Raw genomic sequence first — 21,518 nt, 5'->3', positions numbered from 1 at the left:
CGGCGGCGTCGTGACCGTGCGCGGAGCAGTCTAGGTGCCGTCCTCGGTGGCGAGCTCGCGCGGGCGCTGCAGGTGCTCGGAGATGTCGCCCAGCAGCCCCCGCAACTCCTCACGCAGCGCGCTCACGTCGCTGGCCTCGAGGACCTGCGGCATCATCCGGCTCAGGCGCAGCAGCAGCTCGTTGCGCTCGCGCAGGACGCTGCCCCCGTGTGCCGTCACCCAGCTCTCGCCCTCGTAGGCGCTCTCGTCGACGAGCATGTCGCGGACCGCCCGGATGCGCTGGCGCACCGTCCAACGCCAGTTTCCCAGCGCCACGTCGGCGGTCTGCGAGGTGCGGCCGCTCGGACGTGGGGCCGCGTCCAGGGCCTGCAGGACCCCCTGCAGGGCCGCGCTCGGCGTCGTACTCATCTGCGCCCTCCCGGCGTCCGGTGGGCGCGAAGATGGCGCGCCTCGGGCACAGAGTGTGGCGTGCCGCACCCGGCGATCACAACTGCGCCCCCGATGAGCAGGATGCGGGCCGGTCTTGCTTCAATCGTGTCGTGTCCGACTACCGACTCTCCGCCTCGCTGACCGCTCGCCTGCTGGGCTCGACGCTGGTCGTCGCGGGGGTGGCTGTGCTCCTCGCCCTGCTGCTCGTCGCGGTCGGGCTGCCCGGCTGGCTGCTGCCGGTGGTGGGTGTGGTGTGCCTGGTGGCGCTGGGTGCGCTCGGCGTCGTCGTGCTCACCCGCGGGTACGCCGTACGGCTGGGGGAGGAGGGCTACCAGGTCCGCCACGTGCGCGGCGCGGGCGTGACCCAGGCGCGGTGGAAGGACGTCGAGGACGCCGTCACCGCCAACGTCGGCGGAAGCCCCTGCGTGGTGATCCGGCTGAAGGACGGCAGGACGACGACGATCCCGGTCACCGTCCTGGCGGTCCAGCGTGAGGCCTTCGTGCGTGACCTCCAGGACCACCTCCAGCGCGGACAGGGCCTGCGTCGGCTCTGAGCCGGCGTCGCTGCGAGCCCCGAGGACGCGCCGGTCCCACCCCTGATTCGGCAAGAGCGCACGGTGCCTTGTAGCCTGTGACGGCTGTCGAGGAGGCGTCGCCTAGTCCGGTCTATGGCGCCCGCCTGCTAAGCGGGTTGAGGGTTGTGCCCTCTCGCGGGTTCAAATCCCGCCGCCTCCGCAGTGGGCTCACGACGAGAGTCGTGAGTCGGACCGACGTGAGTCGGTGCAGGAGCCGCCCCAGGCCCGGGAGACCGGGAACCGGGGCGGCTCTCGTCATTTCGGTCCCTTTCGGGTGCTTGCGGGTGATTCGGTGGCTTTCGGGTGGAGGTTTCCCCGGTCGGCCGGGGGAACCGACGCTCCTGGCTGCGGGCGTTCCGGGTGGGGCGGTGGCCCGGCAGCTCTCGAGACGTCGAGGTGGTGGAGGGTGCGCGGGGGCGTGGGCTGGGTTGGGCTTGGCCGTGGGCCCTTGTGCTGCGGGGGTGCGGCGTACGGCGGGGGGCGTCGTCAGTGGCTGGCAGGCGGGTGCGCGGGTCCTATCGGCGGTGGTGGTGTGACTCACGCGTCCGCTGAGGCGAGCCGCGCTGTCAACTACTGCACTTGTCGGGCGAAGTTTCGGCTGCCAAGTGCAGCGTTCCCCGGCCGACCGGGGAAGCCGACGCCCCTGCCCGCCCCGGTTCGAGCCGTGCCGGACCGGGACCGGGACCGGGACCGGTCGTACTAGAGCCCAGCTCAGCGACCCACCAACCAGACCCCGCCCGTCCCCACCTGGATGGCTGTCACAAGGCGACCGGCGGGTAACTGGAGGTTCCCGTGCACCTGGTGCGTGCGATCCACCAGTTACCTGCGGGTAGGCGGCGCGGAGGGTGCGGAGCGGGGCAGTTCCTGGACGTGTCAGGCGAAGTTTCGGCCGCCGAGTTCAGGGTTCCCCGGCCGACCGGGGAAGCCGACGCCCCGCCGCAAAAGCAGGCCCCGGGTTTGCAATTTGATGCAATGCAAGTTTGTGAGGCAGCGTTTCCGTGTAACTGCCTTCGAGTCCCAGCAGAATGCTTCCCAGGGAGGGTCGCCGGTGACCCTCGCAAGAAGGTGAGGTCACTATGAAGAACGTGCGTCGTTTCGGTGTTGCACTGGCGGCTGCGGTCATCAGCCTTACTGTTCTCGGGACCACGGTGCCTGCGCAGGCAGCTCCTGGTGGCAAGACGGACTCCTCGAAGGTAGTCCAGCTGCGTGACACCAGCTGGGGGTACTGACCCAGACCCCCGAACCCCACGATCCCTGAGACGCGGACCAACCAACCCCCACATGTTCGGTCCCTGAGCCATCCCCCCCGGCCCGTCTCAAGGCACAAGGGCAGTGACGGCAACGTCACTGCCCTTGTGATATTTCTGCACCAGGACGACCCGTCGCCCGCCTGAGCCGGCGCACGGCCGGCGGTGGCGGGTCCTGGCATCGCAGGTCAGGCGTCGTGGCTCTCGTGGCCCGAGATTCCCCGCTGGCCCATGGCGTAGCCGAGCTGGAATCGCGTCTGTGCCTCGTACTCCTCCTTGAGGTCGGAGATGTAGCCGGCGTATGTCCGTGGGCTGACGCCTAGCCGCTTCGCGCTGGCCGGATCGGCGTGACCCTCGATGAGCATCCGGATCGTCATCGCCCGCTGCTCCGCGGCGATGTCCTTCATCATCGACGTCTCGCGGTTCGTGAACGGCCGGGCACGCTCCCAGTGCCTCTCGAACATGTCGACGAGGTAGGCCACCAGCGAGGGGTCGCGGATCGCCAGGGCCACGTAGAGCCCCTCGTGGCCGGGGATGACCGCGATCCTGCGGTCGACGACGATGAGTCGGTTGAAGAACTCGTCGAGCGTGCGCACCTCGGCTCCCCGGGCGGTGACGGCCGAGACGTACTTGTGGGTGTCGGAGCTGCGTCGCGCCGCGTGCTGGTAGAGCGTGCGCATCTGTACTCCGCGATCGAGTGCCGCGATGTCGCGCTGCAGCGCCGTCTCCAGTGCGGCTGCCCGCCCGCTCTGTGGCTGGGCGGTGAGCAGCTCCGATTCCGCGTCGCGGACCAGCGAGGTGAGGAACGGGTTGATGGCCTCGGAGCGCAGCTCGGTGATCACGCCCTGGGCGGGGTGGGGTGCGCGGCGCCACACCTGGGAGAGGCTGGTGAAGGCCTCGGCCCATTGGGAGGACTCATGGAGCAACTCGGCCCCCTGCTGTCCCAGCGGAGTCACCACCCGCGACTGCACAGCCGACGGGTCGGTGGCCACGAGGTAGTCGGTGGCGGTGTCGAGGGTCAGGAGCCCAAGGTCGAGGAGGAGATCGCAGGCGCGCTTGAGCGGCCCGCCGTCGCCGAGGCGCGGATCCTCGATCTTGATGCCGCCGGTGCTCAACGCTTCCTCGTAGAGGTTGCTACCCGCAGTCTCGAAGAGCTCGCGTTCCTCTGGCCCGTACTGATCCACGCTGTCCCTTCCCTAGCCCCGTGCGCATTATCCATTCGATCGCGGTACGGCGCAGGGCCCCACCCGAAGTCATCGGATGGGGCCCTGGGACGGACTCGCTCCGCAGCGTGGGCCGCGGGGTCGAGGATCAGCCGTTGAGACGCTGCTTCAGGCCGTCCAGCTCACTCCACAGCACGGTCGGCAGGTCGTCGCCGAACTTCTCGAACCACTCCTGGATCTGCGGGATCTCGGCCTTCCACTCCTCCGGGTCGACCTTGAGGGCGGCCTCGAGGTCCTCGGCGGACATGTCCAGGCCGTCGACGTCGAGGGAGCCGGGAGCCGGGACGTGACCGATGGGGGTCTCGACCGCGGCCGCCTGGCCGTCGATGCGCTCGACGATCCACTTCAGCACGCGGCTGTTCTCACCGAACCCGGGCCACAGGAAGCCGCCGTCCTGGTCGCGACGGAACCAGTTGACGTAGAAGATCCGCGGCAGCTTCGCGGCGTCGTTGTCCTTGCCGACGTTGATCCAGTGGCTGAAGTAGTCACCGGCGTTGTACCCGATGAAGGGCAGCATCGCCATCGGGTCGCGGCGCACCACGCCGACCGCGCCCACCGCGGCGGCGGTGGTCTCCGAGGAGAGGGTGGCGCCCATGAAGGTGCCGTGGACCCAGTCGCGGGCCTCGGTCACCAACGGGATGGTCGTCTTGCGGCGACCGCCGAAGAGGATCGCGTCGATCGGCACGCCGCGCGGGTCGTCGTACTCGGCCGCGAGGATGTCGCACTGCTTGATCGGCGTGCAGTAGCGCGAGTTCGGGTGGCTGGACAGCTCGGTGGACTCCGGGGTCCACGGCTCGCCCTTCCAGGAGGTCGCCTTGGCCGGCGGGTTCTCCAGGCCCTCCCACCAGACGTCGCCGTTCTCGGTGAGCGCGACGTTGGTGAAGACCGAGTTGCCCTTGTCGATGGTCTTCATCGCGTTGGGGTTGGTGTCCTGGTTGGTGCCGGGGGCGACACCGAAGAAGCCGTACTCGGGGTTGACCGCCCACAGGCGACCGTCCTCCCCGATCCGCATCCAGGCGATGTCGTCGCCGAGCGTCTCGACCTTCCAGCCCGGGACGGTCGGCGCGAGCATCGCGAGGTTGGTCTTGCCACACGCCGAGGGGAACGCCGCGGCGATGTACTTGCGCACGCCCTCGGGGGAGGTGAGCTTGAGGATGAGCATGTGCTCGGCCAGCCAGCCCTCGTCGCGCGCCATCACGCTGGCGATGCGCAGCGCGTAGCACTTCTTGCCCAGCAGCGCGTTGCCGCCGTAGCCCGAGCCGAACGACCAGATCATCCGCTCCTCGGGGAACTGGACGATGTACTTGGTCTCGTTGCACGGCCAGGCGACGTCCGCCTCGCCCTCGGCCAGCGGGTGACCCACCGAGTGCAGCGCCGGCACCCAGTGCACGTCCTGACCGGAGGCCTGGAGCTCCTCCATGCGCCGCAGCACCGAGCTGCCCATGCGCGCCATCACCCGCATCGAGACGGTGACGTAGGCGGAGTCGGTGATCTCGACACCGAACATCGGCTTCTCGGCGTCGAGGTGGCCCATCACGAACGGGATGACGTACATCGTCCGGCCCTTCATGCAGCCGGCGTACAGCCCGCGCATGAGGTCCTTCATCTTGTTCGGGTCCATCCAGTTGTTGGTGGGCCCGCAGTCCTTCTCGTCCACCGAGCAGATGTAGGTGCGGTCCTCGACGCGCGCCACGTCGGTGGGGTCGGAGGCCGCGTGGAAGGAGTTCGGCTTGATCGCCGGGTTCAGCTGCGTGAAGGTGCCCGAGGCGACGAGGGCCTCGGTGAGCTGGGTCCACTCCTCGTCGGAGCCGGTGCACCAGTGGATGTTGTCGGGCTGGGTGAGCTCAGCGATCTCGTTGACCCAGGCGAGGATGCCCTCGTGGGTGGTGGGCACCTGGAGTTCGGCGGTCATGTCTTCGTTTCCCTCTCGCGCATCGCGAGGCCGCCCAGTAGGGTGCCGACCTCGCCCATCGAGCGTATCGATGGAGGTGTCGTGGAGTGTCTGTGTGATCGCGCGGCGTCGTTGTCGCGGCTGGTTAGCCATGAGGTGCGACAGGCTTGCCGCCGCGTCCTCTGGTGGGGTGAGGGTAACGTCCGGCCTGCGGGGTCACATATTGGATCGATCCACTAAAGAAACGGCGCGGGCCGGCGGGTCGTGCGCGGGGTGGGTTCAGTCGGCCTCGGCCTCGAGCGCGGCGGCCACCCGCCGGTGCGCCTCCCAGATCGCCTCGGGAAGCCGCGGGAACTGCTCCAGGTGGGCTTCGCGGAACCCGATCTCCTGGCGCCAGCGCGGCACGTCGATCGACAGCACCCGGTCCAGGTCGTGCGGGTCGATCTCGAGGCCGGTGAGGTCGAGCTCCTCCTTGGTCGGCAGGATCCCCACAGGGGTCTGGCGGCCCTGCGCCTCGCCGTTCTTGAGCTGCAGCAGCCACAGCAGCGGACGCAGGTTCTCGCGGTAGCCCGGCCACAGGAAGTGCCCGTCCTCGGGGTCGCGCTGGAACCAGTTGACGTGGGCGAAGATCGGCTGGTCCGTCGCGGCCCCCACGATGCGCAGGTAGTGGGCGGCGTAGTCGCCCTCGGCGTAGGCCATGAACGGGCGGTTGGACATCGGGTCGTAGCGCAGCTTGCCCTCCACGCCCTCCGCGGCGAAGGTCGCCTCCGCGCCCAGGGTCAGACCGTCGTAGACGCCTTCGGCGAGGTCGTGGATCGCCCGGATCAACGGCTCGCGGTCGCGCGTGCGCCCACCGAAGATGATCGCGTCGATGGGCACCCCCGGCGCCGCGTTGTAGTCGGGCGCGATGTTGGGCACGTGGTCCAGCTGGGTGGTGAATCGGCTGTTGGGGTGCGCCCACGGGCTGGTGTCGCCCGGCTCGCGCTCGGCGATCGGGGCGCCCAACCAGTCCAGCCAGCCGGTGGGGTCGGCGGGCGGCTGCGGGGTGCGGCCCTCCCACCAGACCTCCTGGGTCGTGGGGTTGTAGGCGACGTTGGTGAAGATGACCTGGGTGTCGTCGCCCACCGAGGCCAGCGCGGTGGGGTTCGTGCGCTCGTTGGTGTCCTTGGCGACGCCGAAGACCCCGTACTCGGGGTTCATGCCGTAGAGCTTGCCGCTCGCCTCGTCCACCCACAGCCACGCGATGTCGTCGCCGTAGAACCACACGTCGTAGCGGTCGCCCAGGGTGTCCGGCGGAAGCATCATCGCCAGGTTGGTCTTGCCCGACGCGCTCGGGAAGCCGCCGCAGACGTGGTAGGTCCGCCCGGTCTCCTTGTCGCGGATCCCGATCAGCATGTACTGCTCGGCGAGGAACAGCTTCGAGGTCCAGCCGTCGTACGCCGCCTGGCGCAGCGCGTGGGCGATCTTGCCCAGCAGCGCGTTGCCGCCGTAGGAGGAGCCGAAGTGCAGGATCGTGCGTCGGTCGGCGACGGTGACGAACCAGCGCTGGTCGTGCTCGGTGCCCTGGCCGAGGTGCTCCAGGTCGCCGGTGACATGGACCGCGCGGACGAACTGGCCGGGGTCGGCGAGGTCCTCGACGAACTCCACGCCGACCCGCGACATCCGGATCATGTGCAGCACGACGGTGCGCGCGTCGGTGAGCTCCACGCCCGTCGCGTACGGCGCGAGCGTGTTGCCGGGCGGCGCCATCAGGTAGGGGATGACGTACATCGTCTTGCCGGCCGAGGCGCCGCGCATCCGCTCCTCGAGCAGGGGCGTCATCTCCTCGGCGGGGTGCCAGTTGTTGTAGACGCCGCGATCCTCGGGGTTGCTCGTCGCGACCACGGTGCGCTCCTCGGAGCGGGCGGTGTCCTTGTGGTAGCTGCGCGAGTAGTAGCGCCCGGGCCCCGCCGGATGCAGCTCGCCGGCCTCGAGGGCCTCCTGGATCAGGCGTGCGTCGTCCGCGGCGCTGACCACCTCCACCCGGGCGGCACCGGTGAGGTCCGCCCAGTAGTGGACGTAGTCGCGAACCTCGGGATTCCTCAGCCCAGCCGCGTCCAGTGCTGCGTCAACGTCTGCCATCGTCAGCCAGCTCCTTCGATTCAGAACCGTGTCCGTGGCTGATGCTGCCCCAAAAGTCGGTCGCTGTCAGGGGATGGGCGGTCCGGAGGGGGGACTGATTTCGGGTTCTGCGACCGGGTCCGCTATTCTCATCCAGTCTTCGCGCCACGGTGCGGGACGGGCGCCTGTAGCTCAACGGATAGAGCATCTGACTACGGATCAGAAGGTTTGGGGTTCGAATCCCTACAGGCGCACAACACAAGAAGGCCCCTGACCTGGCGGTATGCCGGGGCGGGGGCTTTTCTGTTTCTGGCGTGGGCCGCGCGAACCGCTGGGCGAAGCGCCTAGGGGAGCCCTGCTTCGTACGCGGCGATCACGAGATGGACCCGGTCACGAGCGCCCATCTTCGCGAGGATGCGGCCCACGTGAGTCTTGGCGGTCAGCGGGCTGACGACCAGCTCGTCCGCGATCTCCTGGTTGCTTCGGCCCGCGGCGACCAGCCGAAGCACCTCGCGTTCGCGCGCCGTGAGGCTGGCCAGCCGCTCGGGCGCCGGCGCGTCCGGGCGACTCAGCGCACGGGTGATGACCGTCCTGGTCGCGCCGGGCGACAGCAGCGCCTCGCCCGCCGCGACGGTGCGGATGGCGTCCAGCAGCGCGTCCGGACGGGTGTCCTTGGGCAGGAATCCACACGCCCCCGCGCGAAGGCCGCGCAGTACGTTGGTGTCTGTCTCGAACGTGGTCAGGATCAGCACCTTGGGGCCGCTCGATCCATCGGCAGCGAAGATCTGTTGAGTCGCCTCGATGCCGTCGGTGCTCGGCATCCGGATGTCCATCAAGACGACGTCGGGGCGCAGGTCCAGGGTCAGCGTCACCGCCTCGTCGCCGGTGCCGGCCTCCCCGACCACCTCCATGTCCGCAGCGGACTCGACCAGCAGCGCGAACGCGCCGCGCACCAGAGTCTGGTCGTCGGCGAGCAGGACCCGGATCACGACGGCACCCGCCAGATCTCCGGTAGCGGCAGGCTGGCCAGTACCTCGAATCCTCCGGACTCGCCAGGCCCGGCGGACAGCTCACCGCCGACGGCCTGCGCCCGGCCTGTCATCCCGACGATCCCGAAGCCGGCCGATGTCACGGTCGAGTCCGGTCGCGCAGGCCCGTGATCGACGACCGCGATCCGCAGCCGGTGGCCGTCCTGGTCGAGCCGGACGATCGCGTGCTTGGCCATCGAGTGTCGAATGACATTGGTCAACGACTCCTGGATGATCCGATAGGCCACGACGGACACCGTCGACGGTAACTCGTCCGGCAGCCCGGCAGCCTCCACGTCGACCCGGACATCAGCCGCCTCGGCCATGTCCACCAGACGTTGCAGCTCGCCGAGTTGGGGCACTGGCTCGGTTGGCTCGGCCTCGCCACCGTGCAGGATGTCCAGAATGGCACGCAGCTCATGGAGCGTGGCTCGGCTCGTGTCCGACAGGTTGTGCAGTGTGCTGGACAGCTCCCGCAGCGGTGCATCGGCCCGACTCGGCAGCTGGTCGATCAGATGCGCAGCGACTGACGCCTGGACGTTCGCGACCGCGAGGCCGTGTGCCAGGACGTCGTGCAGTTCGGCGGCGATCAGTACCCGCTCTTCGGCGACCCGCCGCTCGACCTCGCCGGCACGCTCCTGTTCGAGCCGCGCGGTGACGGAGGCCTTCCAGGCTTGGTGGAAGCGGACCGCGAGCCCGGCGAAGAAGGCCATGAGCAGCCAGCCGACGCCGAGGAGAGCATCGCCAGGTGCCCCTGACGCCTCGTCGGCGACGACAGGCACGGTCACCGCACCCACCGCCACCAGGGCGGCGAGGGCCCGCCGCTGTGGCTCGCTGTAGCGCGCCGCCGTGAACGCCGCCACCAGCGAGGCCGGCATCGTGGCCTCATGGGGATAGTCGAGGAGGTGGTACGGCGTCGACACGGCGAGGACCGCGAGGACGACGAGGATCGGCCAGCGCCGGCGGACCAGCAAGGGAGCCGACATCGCGCCCAGGAGCGCGATCGCCCCCAGATCCACGCTTCGCTCGCCGTCGAAATCGACCGCCTCGAGCGTGATCGCGACGACGACGCCGAGCACGAACGCCGCCGCCGCCAGCAGCCAATCGACTACTGGCGGACGGAGCGGCCTCATGGTTCACACAGTGTCATCGACAGGGCCATCGACACAGTCCTATCCCGTGCGCCAGAGCTTGCTGGGCCACCAGATCCGCGGACCCAGCGACATCGTCAGTGCGGGAACCACGATGGACCGCACCAGCAAGGTGTCGATGAGCACGCCGACGGCGACCAGGATCCCAATCTCGACGAGCATGACGAGCGGCAGCGAGGCGAGCACCGCGAACGTCGCCGCCAGCACGATGCCGGCCGAGGTGATCACGCCACCTGTCACTGCGAGGCCACGCTTCGTGCCATCGACCGTGCCGTGCCGGACGGCTTCCTCACGCACCCGGGTCATCAAGAAGATGTTGTAGTCGACACCGAGCGCGACCAGGAAGAGGAACCCGATCAGGGGCACCGACGACTCCAACCCGGCGAATCCGAGCACATGGTCAAACAACAGGTTGCACAGTCCGAGGGCTCCGAAGTACGACACCACGACGGTGGCGACCAGCACCAGCGGAGCCACGATCGCCCGCAGCAGTAGCCCGAGGATGGCGAGCACCACCAGCAGGATCAGCGGCATCACCAGATTGCGGTCGGTCGTGTTGGTCTCGGCCTCGTCGAGCTTCTCGGCACTCGGACCGCCGACCAGCGCGGCCTCACCGGCGACCTTGCCCACGTTCTCCCGCAGTTGCTTGATCGTTGCCGTCTCACCCGCGCTTTCTGGAGAGTCGACCGGGAGCACGGAGATCTCGACCCAGTCGTCGCTGGCCCGGCCGATCTCGGCTTGGGCGACCCCCGGCGTACTCTCGACGGCGGCCAGCACCTCGCGGCTCTGGTCCGGCCGGCTCATCACGGTCAGCGGCTGACCGCTCTCGTCGGGGTAGCGCGCCTCGATCAGCTTCGCCCCGGTCACCGAGTCCGGTGTCGAACGGGCGAACTGGTCCAGCTGCGGAAGCGAGCCGCTGGCACCCACCGTGCCCAGCGCGAGACCGCCCAGGATCACCAGCGGCACCGCCCAGCTGACGACGCGGTGGCGCGCGACCAGCTCGCCGAGTCGAGCCCACCCAGAACGGGGCTTGTGTGCCTCACCCCCGAGTTGCGGAACGAACGGCCAGAAGACCCGGCGCCCGAGCACCACCAGCAGGGCCGGAAAAAGCGTCAGCATGACCAGCAATGCGGCCCCGATGCCCGCCGCACCCACCGGGCCGAGACTGCTGATGCTGTTGAGATCCGCGGCCAACAGGCACAGCAGGCCGGCGACCACCGTCGCCGCCGAAGCGAGGATGGCCGGGCCAGCCCCACGCAGCGCCGGCAGCATCGCGTCGATCGGCCGTTCGTGGCGGTGCAACTCCTCGCGGTAGCGAGACACGAGAAGCAAGGCATAGTCGGTGCCCGCGCCGAAGACCAGCACGATCAGCAGCGCTGAGCTCATGCTGGTGATGGTGAATCCGAAGATCTGGGTCAGCGCGTAAACGGCGCCCATCGACGTGAGCGCCGCGACCCCGACCGAGGCGAGAGGGACCAGCCACAGCAGCGGACTGCGGTACGTCAGGATCAGCAGGAGCGCCACCACCACCGCAGTAGCGAGCATCAACCTCGCGTCGACGGCATCGAAGACCTCGTCCATGTCGGCCCCCAGCGCGGTCGGACCGGTGACATAGGCGTTCAGGCCACTCGGCCGGTCGTCGAGCAGGGCACGCGCATCCGCGATGGCGCCGGCCTCCTCGGCGACCGCCTCACGGTCGAGCGGAAGCGCGTACAACAGGGCCGTGCCGTCGTCGGAGTCGACGATCTCGGGCAGTGCGTCGGTGTCGTTGCCGAATCGCTGCGCCAGCTCGGACTGGCCGCGTTCGACCGCCTCCCGATCGCCCGGCTGGAGGCCGCCCGGTCGTTCGTACACGACCATGAGCAGGCCGCTCTCGCCGCCGGGCAGGCCGGCCTCGGCCTGGAGCACCTTGGTCGACTGGGCGCTGGCCGGCAAGTAGTCGGCCTGCCCATCGCGGGTCACCGAGTCGAGCTTGCCGGCGAGTGAGTAGCCGCCCACCACCAGCGCGACCCACACGGCCACCATGAGCCAGGGCAGCAGGGTCTTGGTCCGTGATCTCTTCGGTCTCTTGTGGGCGCCGATGTGGTCGGGCGCCGCTAGTTCAGTGGTCATGGCGATCACGCTGCCAAGCAGGCGGGGCTGACGCGTCTGGCCACGGCAGACACTTCGCCGTACTCCGCACGGAGTACGGCGGGCGGCCGGCGCAGGCGGCGGGGCTAGGTGGTCGGTCTCAGGTGGAGGTCGCTCCCGAGGATGCCGGCCAGCCGGGCGGCCTCCTGCGCCAAGGCCTTCCCGGGGGCTCTCCGCTCGCCGAGCCAGGTCACCGTGAGCTCCTCGCCCTTGCGCGCCCACGTCCCGCAGACGACACCGCCGACGATCACCAGGTTGGCCTTGCGGGTGACCGGGCCCCGGTGCGACGGGGCAGTGATGTGGACGTCCTTGGTGCCGGGGCCCATCACCCATTGGTCGTGCCCGGGAAGCAGCCGCACCGCGTCCGAGGGCCGTGCGCCGCTCAGGGAGTCGACGTCGTCGCGCACGGCGTAGGCGGTGGTGCCCTCCACGTCCACCGCGACGAGCCGGTCGCCGAGCTGGGTCAGCCAACTGTCCAGCCGCCTGCGGCCGGCGCTCAGGCCGTCGCCGAGCCAGTAGTGGAGGTGCGCGAACGTCGCCGGCCCGTAGGTGCGCAGGTACGCCGTGATCGCCTGCGGGCCCGCGTCGTCGAGGTCCGGGAGGCCGCGCCACCGCGGGTTGGCGTCGAGGCGCTGGAAGGTGGGCCGGCCCTCGCGAGGCGACCCGAGGCTGATGTCTCCCTGCCAGGTCAGCGGCTTGACCAGGGTGCCCGCGCCCTCGTCGAAGACCGGTGCCAGGTGCCGGTAGGCGCGGTGCTCGCTCAGCGCCTCACCGAGCTCGGAGACGGTCAACGGGCCGCCGCTGAGCGCCTCGCGCACGGCCGCCCGGAAGTCCGGCCAGGCCGCCGCGGTGAGCCCGTAGTACTCCACCCAGCTGGGCAGCTCCCACTGTCGCGAGGCGCAGCGGAGCGCGAGGTAGATGCCGCCCTCCTCGGGCGAGAGGTAGTGCATCGACCCGCGGAACGCGAACGCCTTGATCACCGTCCCCTCCGCCAGCGCCTGCGCGAGCTCGCCGGGACCCGAACGTTGCCGGCGGGTCCGCACCGCGAGCTCGGCGAGCGACTCGTCCATCGACGGCACGGCGCCGAGCCGGGCCACCACGTCGGCCACCGAACCGGACCCGACGGGGTCGAGCAGGTGCCGCTCCAGTCGCCAGGCCAGTGCCTGGTCCCACGTCACCGAGACCTCGGTCGCCGTGCTCATGACGGCAGCATCGCACCGTAGGCACGGGTCCGCGACCTACGCCGCAGCGATGACCGCCGGGTCCTCGCAGGCCCGGGCGAACGCAGCGATCCGGGCCCGGATCTCGCGGTCCAGCAGCCACCGGCCGATCGGGTCGGCGAGCGGGCCCAGCCAGGCCGGGCGAGCGGACCAGGTGTACTTCCACACCGCCAGGGTCCCGGCCACCCCGTTCCGCTCCTCGGGGGTGAAGCGCCAGCCGCCGCCGAAGGTCGCGAAGAACCACGGCCCCTTCTCCATCGTCATACCGACCGAGGTGGGTGGGCGGTAGGAGACGTAGCGGCTGATCATCGTCGGCCCGACGCGGGCCTTGGTCAGCGTGCGGACACCCTTGCCGGGCCGGTCGGCGGAGTCCATCAGGTGTTGGTGGCGGATGAACGGGTCCCAGCCCAGCCTCACCTCGCCGGTCGTCTGTGACACCGCGAACGCCGTGTCCGGCTGAACCGCGACCCACGCCTGCGCTGTCACCTGGGGCATCGCCGCAGCATGCCACGGATCGCTCAGGTCCGGCGTGGCCGAGCGACCCTCCGAGCTCCGGGCCTCTGCTCAGGACACGTGGAGCAGCTCGTTGGTGAACCAGCCTCCGCGGCGCCCGCCCCGATCCCGGCTGCTGACCACGATCCCGACCTCCAGGTCGAGGGCGAGGTCGACGCCGTCGGGCAGCTCGCCGGGCTGCGCGGTCCATTCCTCGCCGTGCTCGAGTCGCTCGGAGACCTCGGAGAAGACCAGTGGGCAGCAGGCGCAGACCGGGTCGTAGCCGGGCACGGCGTGGGCGACGAACGCCAGCGCCGGCCGGCCGAAGAGTTCCTCGCGGCGTACCTCGGTGATCGTGACTGCCTCGGTCAGCTCGAAGGGGTCGAGCATCGCCGACCACTCGTAGTTGGTGGCGTAGGGCTCCAGCGGCCTCACCGCCCACGACGACGGCGGCGCACCGCGCTCCCGGATCCGCTGGCCGTCCGAGAGCCGTACGCCGTCGAGCTCGCCGTGCCGCAGCGTGGCCTGCACGTGGTCGAACCAGGCCGAGCGGTGCACGAGCTCCAGCTCGGTCCACCGCTCGGGCGCCGATCGCGCCAGCCGGCGCACGTCGTGGGGGGTCACCCGAGCCAGGCTAGCGACCGGGGCATGCGCCCAGCGTCTTCGGTGAACGCCTCCTGAGCCCGGTTTGGTCGAGTTTCGTGCTGTTGTCCTGTGCTGCCGCGCGACGTCCGTCGAGAGCCCGTGGGTGCGACGTGGGCACCCTTGAAGTCCCTGGGACAGAGGCGCATCGTGAGTGATCCACGTCACGTCTCGACGGATCGGTTCGTACCCATGAAAAGACCAATCGTCAGTGCGCTTACGTCTCTCGCCCTGTTGGCTGCGACCTTCGGGGCCACCGTCGGCATCCAGCAGCCGGCGGGCGCCCAGGAAGAGCTGCCCTGGATGGACACCAGCCTCCCGGCGCCACAGCGGACCGAGCTCCTGCTGGACGCGATGACGCTCGACCAGAAGCTGGAGCAGATCTTCAACCGCCCCGTCTGGAACGAGGACCTCGACGACGGGGACCCCGACAACGGCGTCGGCTGCGACTTCACCCTCATCGGCCGCCACATCGAGGGGATCCCGGCGCTGGCCATCCCCGACTTCCGGATGGCCAACGGAGGCACCGGGATCCGGGGCGGCGACTGCCTCCCCGAGCCCACCGCGACGGCGCTGCCGGCGCAGATCTCGTCCGCCGCCACGTTCGACCGCACCACGAACCTCGACTGGGGCCGGGTGCTCGACGTGGAGCTGCGGGCCTGGGCGCACCAGGTGCTGTGGGGGCCGGTGCTGAACCTGATCCGCACGCCGTACGGCGGACGCAACAACGAGTTCTTCAGTGAGGACCCGTACCTGACCGGCGCCCTGGGCTCGCAGATCATCCGCGGCATCCAGGAGCGCAGCGTGAGCCAGTCGACGGCCAAGCACTTCGTCGCCAACGACTCCGAGTTCCAGTTCGAGCGGTGGACCGCGGCCATCCGGGTCCCCGCACGGGCGATGCACGAGCTCTACCTGCTGCCCTTCGAGATGGCCGTCAAGGACGGCGACGTCTCCTCGGTGATGTGCGCCTACGGCTACGTGAACTTCAGCTACAACTGCGAGAGCCGGCCGCTGCTGCGCCAGACCCTGCGCCGGGACTGGGGCTTCGACGGCTACGTCTTCTCCGACCGTCGCGCCCAGCAGAGCACGGTGCCCTCGATCCTGGCCGGCACCGACGTCGAGGTCGACGAGGAGCCGGAGTGGTACCAGCCGGACCTGGTGAAGGCCGCGATCCGCGACGGCGAGGTCACCGAGGCCGACATCGACGACATGCTGCGTGAGCGCTACATCAAGATGTTCCAGTTCGGCGACTTCGACGACCCGCACACCGAGTTCACCTGGGACGAGCTCGAGGACGAGATGGTCCCGGGCGGCACCCACGCCCAGGTGGCCAAGGACGCGGCCTCGGAGAGCCTCGTGCTGCTGCGCAACGCGCGCCGCCAGCTGCCGATCAACGCGGGCGCCGTCGACTCGATCGCCCTGATCGGCGCGGAGTGGTTCGCCGGCGAGGCGACCCTGCCGCCGCGCAGCGGTGACCGGAGCAACAACGTCTCGGTCAACGCGCCGTACTCCGTCAGCCCGGAGGAGGGCCTGGAGAACGTCCTCGAGCAGCTCGGGTCCGACGCCACGGTCACCTACAACGACGGCACCGACATCGACAGCGCCGTTGAGCTGGCCGAGGGCTCCGACGTGACCATCCTGATGGCCGGCGACGTCGCCCGCGAGACGTGGGACAAGAACAGCAACTGGCAGGACGAGAACCCCGGCGGCAACCCCGCGGGCGCCGCGAACGAGGTCCCCGACCTCGACCTGCCGACCGTGGAGGGCACCAACCAGCAGGAGCTGATCCCGCAGGTGCTGGACGCCGTCCCGAACACGATCATGGTGCTGAAGACCCAGGGTCAGGTGAACATGCCGTGGATCGACAAGGTGAACACCCTGGTCGAGGCGTGGTACCCGGGCCAGGAGGACGGCAACGTCGTGGCCGAGGCGCTGTTCGGAGTCAACAACTTCTCCGGCAAGCTGCCGGTGACCTTCGGCAAGACCGACCGGGAGGCCGCCTACCAGACCCAGGAGCAGTACCCGGGCTACAAGGAGGACACCGGGGTGCCCGGTGGCATCGGCCGCGACCCCATCCCCGGCGAGCCGCAGCGGGTCGTCCGGTACACCGAGGGCCTGAAGATGGGCTACCGCTGGTACCAGGCGACCGGCACCGAGCCGCTCTTCCCGTTCGGCTACGGCCTGTCCTACACGACCTTCGACTACAGCGGCCTGCAGGTGACCAAGATCCGCCGGGGCCAGCGGCAGGCCGGTCTGCGGGTCAGCTACACCGTCACCAACACCGGCAACGTCGCCGGCAAGGAGGCCTCGCAGGTCTACCTGAGGCTGCCCCGAGCGGCCCGGGAGAACTTCAACCGCCTGGTGGGCTTCGAGAAGGTCAGCCTGGCTCCCGGTGAGAGCAAGCGCGTCACGGTGGTGCTCGACGCCAACGCCGCCAACCACCCGTTCTCCTACTTCGTCCCCGAGGACCCCGACGACCTCAGGGCCTGGGCGGACGGCGAGTGGACCACGGCGCCCGGCGACTACACCGTCAACGTGGGCGGGTCCTCTGCCGACATCGCGCTGCGGCAGACGGTGCCGTTGAGCATCGGTGCGGGCAAGACCGCCTCGCAGATCCTGAAGCCGACCGTGCGCCCGAAGCGGATCACTCCGTCGCGCCGGGCCCGCGTCACCTTCCGGGTGCTCTCGGGCGGGGAGCCCGCCGCGGGCTCGGTCGTGATCCGCGAGGGCAACAGGGTGCGAGGTCGCGACACCCTGAACGCGCGCGGCGTCGCGACCGTCCGGCTGCCCCGGCTGCGGGCCGGCACCCACCGGCTCCGGCTGATCTACACCGGCTCGGAGGACGCGCAGCGTGCCACCCGGACGCTGGTGATCCGGGTGCGGAGGAGGTAGCAGGGGCGCCGGCGGCCGAGTCGTCCACGGACGTGTCGGCCCCTCGGCGGTGCGGGATCGTCATCGTGCTGTTCGCGCTCTCCCTGAGCGCCTGCACCGGAGACGATCCCGCACCGCCGCGTGCCACGCCCGAGCCGAGCGTCGACGCGCGCGGTGCGTCGGCGGCCGGACTGGTGGCTCCCGACGGCTCGCGCGTCGAGGTCCGGGTGCCGCCCCCGCCGACCGGGGCCTCCCGCGACGTCACCGACGCGGGAGCGGACCCGGAGCCCGGCACCGGGGACGACGCCCCGGCCATCCGCGAGGCGCTGGCCGCGGCGCAGGAGGGCGACGAGGTCGTCCTGCCGGCGGGGGTCTACGACCTGCGCTCGGCCCATCCCGACGACGACGAGGCGAACCTGCTGCTCCCCGACGGGGTGCGGCTGCGCGGGGCCGGGAGCGGCGAGACCCTGCTGCGCACGTCGTTCGACGGGGAGGACGACAGCGCGGTGGTGCGCGCAGTGGGCGTCGAGGATGCTGCCGTCGTGGGGCTCACCATCACCTCCGAGCACGACGGAGACCTCGGCAGCGACCCGGACGAGGAGGGGCCCGGGGGCGGGCCGATGTACGGCGTGCAGATCGGCGAGGACGACGGCGAGGGCAGCCGGCGGGTGCTCGTCAAGGACGTCGCGGTGGAGCTGTTCCAGCGTCACGGGATCACGGTGAAGGCCAGCCGTGAGGTGACCGTGACACGCTGTCAGGTCGCCGACGCTACCAGCGTCGGCCCGGGCGGGTCGGGCTACGGGATCGTGGTCGAGGGCAAGGCGGACCAGCGCGATCCCGACGCCGACGACGACTCGCGCTACAACGTGGTGCTCGACAACCGCCTGGACGGCACGCACCTGCGCCACGGGATCCTGCTGCAGTTCCCCACCCACAACAACCTGATCGCCGACAACGTCATCGACTCCACCGTCCTGGACGCCATCGACCTGCACGGCGAGGGGGAGTACCTCAACGAGATCCGCGGCAACGCGGTCACCGGGGTGGGCGCCGCCGCCGTCGCGCTGGGCAACTCCGGCGGCGAGGAGAACCGGCACGACGCGAGCGGCAAGGGGAACTGGGTCCACGACAACCGGCTGGTCGCCAACGAGCAGGGCGTGCTCGTCATCCTCGGCACCCGCGACACCCTCATCGAGGCCAACGAGATCGTCGGGGGCGACGGCTCCACGGCCGGCGTCGAGCTGCGCAACGCGCCCGGGACGGTCGTGCGCGACAACACCGTCACCGGCACCGAAAGCGGCATCGGCGCCGGCGAGGGCTTCTGGGCCATCCTGGTGGCCGAGGACGCCGGTGCGGACGGGCGAGGCGCGGGCGCCGCCACCGACGTGCTCATCGCCGACAACCGGCTCGCCGGCGCGGCCAACGGCATCGCGGTCGAGGCCGGCCGGGGCATCGAGCTCACCGGCAACGAGGTCGACGTCGAGGGCACGCCGGTGCAGGTCGCGCAGGGAGCCGAGGTCGAGGGCGACGCCTCGCCGTGACCTGGCTCAGCGGATCCGCGCCGCCAGCGGGCCGCTGGCGAACGCCTCGTCCGCTGCCACGTGCACGGCCCCGGCCAGCGTCGCCTCGCTGCCGTTGTCGACGCGACTGATGGTGAGCGAGGCGGTGGTGGCCGGCAGGCACGAGGCGTAGACCATGGAGCGCAGCGCGGCCATGAACGTCGGCAGCGAGCTCACCGGTCCGGCCAGCACCAGCTCGGTCGGGTTGAAGAAGCTGATCACCGGGCTCAGCACACCGCCGATCCGCTCGCCGGCCTCGCGGACGAGCCCGGTGGCCAGCGGGTGGCCGTCGTCGACCATCCGGATCAGGTCCTCCACCGTGGTGGCGTCCGCTCCGGCCGCGGCCAGCGCCTCCAGCAGCGCGGAGCCGCTGGCGACGACGTCGAGGCAGGCGGTGTGCCCGCACGAGCAGGGCACCTCCGGGGCGCCCGGCACGGCGGTGTGGCTGATGTCGCCCGCCATCCCGGTGGCGCCGCGGAAGAGTCGCCCGTCCACCAGCACCCCGCAGCCGATGCCGGTGTCGACGCTCACCACCATCTTGGGGCCCGGTCCGGAGTCGCGCAGGTGGTCGCCGACCGCGACCAGGTTGGCGTCGTTCTCCAGCAGCGTCACCACGCCGAAGAGCTGCTTGCCCAGCGCGGCCACGTCGACGCCGTGCCAGCCGGGCATCCGGGCGGGGGCGACCACCTGGTCGCGGGTCGGCCCGACCGGTCCGGGAACGGCGACGCACGCCGCCATCAGGTCGGAGGCGCCGTCGAGGTCGCGCAGGGCCTCGGCCACCGCGCCGAGCACCGCGGTCGCGCCCCGGTCCAGGGAGATCGCGATCTCGGCGGTCGACAGCGGCTCGCCGGTGAGGTCGGCCACCCGGATCCGCGCGGCGTCGTGGCGCAGGTCGATGCCGGCGATGGTGCCCAGCCCGGGCCGCAGGGCCAGCAGCCGGGGGCGCCGGCCGGCGCGCGCCTCGGTGTGGGCGTGCTCCACCAGCAGCCCGCGGCGTACCAGGGCGTCCACCCGGGTCGAGGCGGTGGAGGCCGAGATCGACAGGACTCGGGCGACGTCGGCGCGAGACGTCGCCGTACCCAGGCGGACCAACTCGAGCACCTGCGCATGCGGGTCAGCCATGGGTTACTCCAAAGTTGTAGATTCATAGTCTGTATTCCTAGAAACAATCTTGCGTTAAGTTCGGCTTCACGCAACCCCCAGCACATCCCAGAACGTCAGGAGGCCGCAGGTGTCCGAGCAGAGCACGGTCCCGATGCTCGAGCTGTCGCACGTCGACAAGCACTTCGGCGAGCTGCACGTGCTGCGCGACGTCAGCCTGCAGGTGGCGCGCCAGGAGGTCGTGGTCGTCGTCGGCCCGTCCGGGTCGGGGAAGTCCACCCTGTGCCGCACCCTGAACGGGCTGGAGAGCATCGACTCGGGAAGCATCGCCATCGACGGCGTGCCGCTGCCCGTCGAGGGTCGCCCCCTGGCCCGGGTGCGTGCCGACGTCGGCATGGTCTTCCAGTCGTTCAACCTCTTCTCGCACCTCTCGGTGCTGGACAACGTGATGCTCGCCCCGACCCTGGTCCGCGGCCTGCGGAAGGCCGAGGCACGCCAGCGCGCGATGACCCTGCTCGAGCGGGTCGGTCTCGCGGAGAAGGCGGACCGTCGCCCGGCGCAGCTCTCCGGCGGCCAGCAGCAGCGCGTCGCGATCGCGCGGGCGCTGGCGATGCAGCCCAAGGCGATGCTCTTCGACGAGCCCACCTCGGCGCTGGACCCGGAGATGATCAACGAGGTGCTCGAGGTGATGACCGACCTCGCCCGCGACGGGATGACGATGGTCGTGGTCACCCACGAGATGGGCTTCGCCCGCCGGGCCGCCGACCGGATCGTCTTCATGGACGAGGGCCGGCTCGTCGAGGAAGCCACGCCCGAGACCTTCTTCACCAACGCCCGCACCGCCCGTGCGCGCGCGTTCCTCGACTCGGTCATGTCCCACTGAACCTGAAGCTCCGCACCGTGGAGCAACGCGAAAGGAACACCATGTCTGACATCCGACGCTGGAGGCGCCTGGGCACGGCCCTCGGTGCCGTGTCCGCGCTCTCCCTGGTACTCGCAGGCTGCGGCTCGGACAGCGAGGGCGACTCGGCCGGCAAACCCACCGGCATCTTCGCCGACGCGCCCGTCGCCGATGACAAGGTCATCGGCGAGGACACCACGATGGCCGAGATCAAGGAGCGCGGCGAGCTCGTCGTGGCTGCCGCGCTCGACGCGCCGCTGCTCTCCCAGCAGGACCCCACCAACCCCGACGACGTCGAGGGCTTCGACATCACGCTCGCCAAGCTGCTGGCCACCTACATCATCGGCGAGCCCAACGTGAAGATCGTGCCGCCCGCCTCGGAGACCCGCGAGGCGCTGCTGCAGAACGGCACCGTCGACGTCGTCTTCAACACCTACACCATCACCGAGGAGCGCGCCGAGCAGATCTCCTTCGCCGGCCCGTACTTCATGTCCGGTCTCGCGATCTCGGTGCAGGCCGACGAGGACGGCATCGAGAGCATCGAGGACCTCGACGGACGCAAGGTCATCGTCGGGGCCAACACCCCCGCCGTCGAGGCGGTGCCCGAGCACGCGCCCGACGCCGAGCTGGTCACCTTCGGCACCGACCCGCAGGCCGTCCAGGCGCTGATGCAGGGTCGCGGTGACGCCTACGTGCAGGACTTCCTGCTGCTGGCCACCAACGCCGCGTCCAACCCGGACCTGAAGGTCGTCGGCGACCCGTTCACCGAGGAGCCCTACGGCGTCGGCCTCCCGCCCGACGACGCCGACTTCAAGGCGTTCGTCAACGACTGGCTGCTCGAGATCCAGGAGGGCGGCCAGTGGGCCCAGGCCTTCGAGGACTCGATCGGCGAGGCCATCGGCAGCGACGCCCCGAACCCGCCGGCCATCGGCTCGGTCCCGGGTTCCTGATCCACCCC

Annotated in this window: 16 protein-coding genes and 2 tRNA genes; 7 read left to right on the top strand and 11 right to left on the bottom strand. The window is 70.4% G+C overall.

All coding sequences use genetic code 11. The annotated features are described in order from the left end of the window. Positions 1-30: 30 nt before the first annotated feature. Positions 31-408 carry a hypothetical protein gene (locus AC6EI4_RS01525; RefSeq protein WP_498450357.1) on the bottom strand — a complete coding sequence of 126 codons (378 nt, stop codon included), beginning with the start codon at positions 406-408 and terminating at the stop codon, positions 31-33. 131 nt (positions 409-539) lie between these two features. On the opposite strand from AC6EI4_RS01525, the gene AC6EI4_RS01520 reads away from it, so the two are divergent. Together AC6EI4_RS01520 and AC6EI4_RS01515 are read left to right on the top strand one after the other, a co-directional pair. Then, positions 540-983, top strand: a complete 444-nt coding sequence (locus AC6EI4_RS01520) for a hypothetical protein (protein ID WP_498420365.1) — start codon at positions 540-542, stop codon at positions 981-983. Between the two features lie 91 nt (positions 984-1,074). Next, positions 1,075-1,164 (top strand) — tRNA-Ser (locus AC6EI4_RS01515). A 1,275-nt stretch (positions 1,165-2,439) separates the two neighbouring features. Here the strand turns inward: AC6EI4_RS01515 and AC6EI4_RS01510 are convergent. The 3 genes from AC6EI4_RS01510 to AC6EI4_RS01500 all read right to left on the bottom strand — a co-directional run bounded on the left by AC6EI4_RS01510 (position 2,440) and on the right by AC6EI4_RS01500 (position 7,486). Beyond that, positions 2,440-3,366, bottom strand: coding sequence for a LuxR family transcriptional regulator (locus AC6EI4_RS01510; protein WP_498450356.1), 927 nt, complete (start codon positions 3,364-3,366; stop codon positions 2,440-2,442). 196 nt (positions 3,367-3,562) lie between these two features. Next, entirely contained in the window at positions 3,563-5,386 is a 1,824-nt protein-coding gene (locus AC6EI4_RS01505) for a phosphoenolpyruvate carboxykinase (GTP) (RefSeq protein ID WP_498450355.1), read from the bottom strand. A 258-nt stretch (positions 5,387-5,644) separates the two neighbouring features. Then, positions 5,645-7,486 carry a phosphoenolpyruvate carboxykinase (GTP) gene (locus tag AC6EI4_RS01500; protein WP_498450354.1) on the bottom strand — a complete coding sequence of 614 codons (1,842 nt, stop codon included), beginning with the start codon at positions 7,484-7,486 and terminating at the stop codon, positions 5,645-5,647. 160 nt (positions 7,487-7,646) lie between these two features. Here AC6EI4_RS01500 and AC6EI4_RS01495 point away from each other — a divergent pair. Continuing rightward, a tRNA-Arg gene (locus AC6EI4_RS01495) sits at positions 7,647-7,719 on the top strand. 90 nt (positions 7,720-7,809) lie between these two features. On the opposite strand, the gene AC6EI4_RS01490 is transcribed toward AC6EI4_RS01495, so the two are convergent. The 6 genes from AC6EI4_RS01490 to AC6EI4_RS01465 form a co-directional block, all read right to left on the bottom strand. Beyond that, the gene (locus AC6EI4_RS01490) at positions 7,810-8,454 is read right to left on the bottom strand and encodes a response regulator (RefSeq protein ID WP_498450353.1); all 645 of its coding nucleotides are present in this window, start codon (positions 8,452-8,454) and stop codon (positions 7,810-7,812) included. Further along, complete coding sequence (locus tag AC6EI4_RS01485; protein WP_498450352.1) at positions 8,451-9,626, bottom strand: sensor histidine kinase; 1,176 nt, start codon at positions 9,624-9,626, stop codon at positions 8,451-8,453. The genes AC6EI4_RS01490 and AC6EI4_RS01485 overlap by 4 nt, the downstream gene beginning before the upstream one ends. A gap of 39 nt (positions 9,627-9,665) precedes the next feature. After that, positions 9,666-11,756, bottom strand: a complete 2,091-nt coding sequence (locus tag AC6EI4_RS01480) for an MMPL family transporter (RefSeq protein WP_498450568.1) — start codon at positions 11,754-11,756, stop codon at positions 9,666-9,668. A 104-nt stretch (positions 11,757-11,860) separates the two neighbouring features. Further along, entirely contained in the window at positions 11,861-12,976 is a 1,116-nt protein-coding gene (locus AC6EI4_RS01475; RefSeq protein WP_498450351.1) for a DNA glycosylase AlkZ-like family protein, read from the bottom strand. Positions 12,977-13,012: 36 nt separating this feature from the next. Next, the gene (locus AC6EI4_RS01470; protein ID WP_498450350.1) at positions 13,013-13,489 is read right to left on the bottom strand and encodes an SRPBCC family protein; all 477 of its coding nucleotides are present in this window, start codon (positions 13,487-13,489) and stop codon (positions 13,013-13,015) included. A 69-nt stretch (positions 13,490-13,558) separates the two neighbouring features. Next, a complete protein-coding gene (locus AC6EI4_RS01465; RefSeq protein WP_498420381.1) occupies positions 13,559-14,110 on the bottom strand; it encodes a hypothetical protein in 552 nt (183 codons plus the stop codon). Between the two features lie 252 nt (positions 14,111-14,362). On the opposite strand from AC6EI4_RS01465, the gene AC6EI4_RS01460 reads away from it, so the two are divergent. Together AC6EI4_RS01460 and AC6EI4_RS01455 are read left to right on the top strand one after the other, a co-directional pair. Continuing rightward, positions 14,363-17,020, top strand: a complete 2,658-nt coding sequence (locus tag AC6EI4_RS01460) for a glycoside hydrolase family 3 C-terminal domain-containing protein (protein WP_498420382.1) — start codon at positions 14,363-14,365, stop codon at positions 17,018-17,020. Between the two features lie 65 nt (positions 17,021-17,085). Further along, a complete protein-coding gene (locus tag AC6EI4_RS01455; RefSeq protein ID WP_498420383.1) occupies positions 17,086-18,540 on the top strand; it encodes a NosD domain-containing protein in 1,455 nt (484 codons plus the stop codon). A gap of 6 nt (positions 18,541-18,546) precedes the next feature. Here AC6EI4_RS01455 and AC6EI4_RS01450 read toward each other — a convergent pair whose 3' ends face one another. Then, on the bottom strand, positions 18,547-19,680 hold the full coding sequence (locus AC6EI4_RS01450) for an ROK family transcriptional regulator (RefSeq protein WP_498420384.1): 1,134 nt from the start codon (positions 19,678-19,680) through the stop codon (positions 18,547-18,549). Positions 19,681-19,813: 133 nt separating this feature from the next. On the opposite strand from AC6EI4_RS01450, the gene AC6EI4_RS01445 reads away from it, so the two are divergent. Beyond that, positions 19,814-20,542, top strand: coding sequence for an amino acid ABC transporter ATP-binding protein (locus AC6EI4_RS01445; RefSeq protein ID WP_498420620.1), 729 nt, complete (start codon positions 19,814-19,816; stop codon positions 20,540-20,542). A gap of 41 nt (positions 20,543-20,583) precedes the next feature. Beyond that, positions 20,584-21,510 (top strand): glutamate ABC transporter substrate-binding protein, encoded by a 927-nt coding sequence (locus AC6EI4_RS01440; protein WP_498450349.1) that lies wholly within the window; start codon positions 20,584-20,586, stop codon positions 21,508-21,510. The last annotated feature ends 8 nt before the right edge of the window (positions 21,511-21,518 follow it).

Source organism: Nocardioides sp. Z43_10, from assembly GCF_059766615.1.
This window is presented reverse-complemented; position numbering and strand designations above follow the sequence as displayed.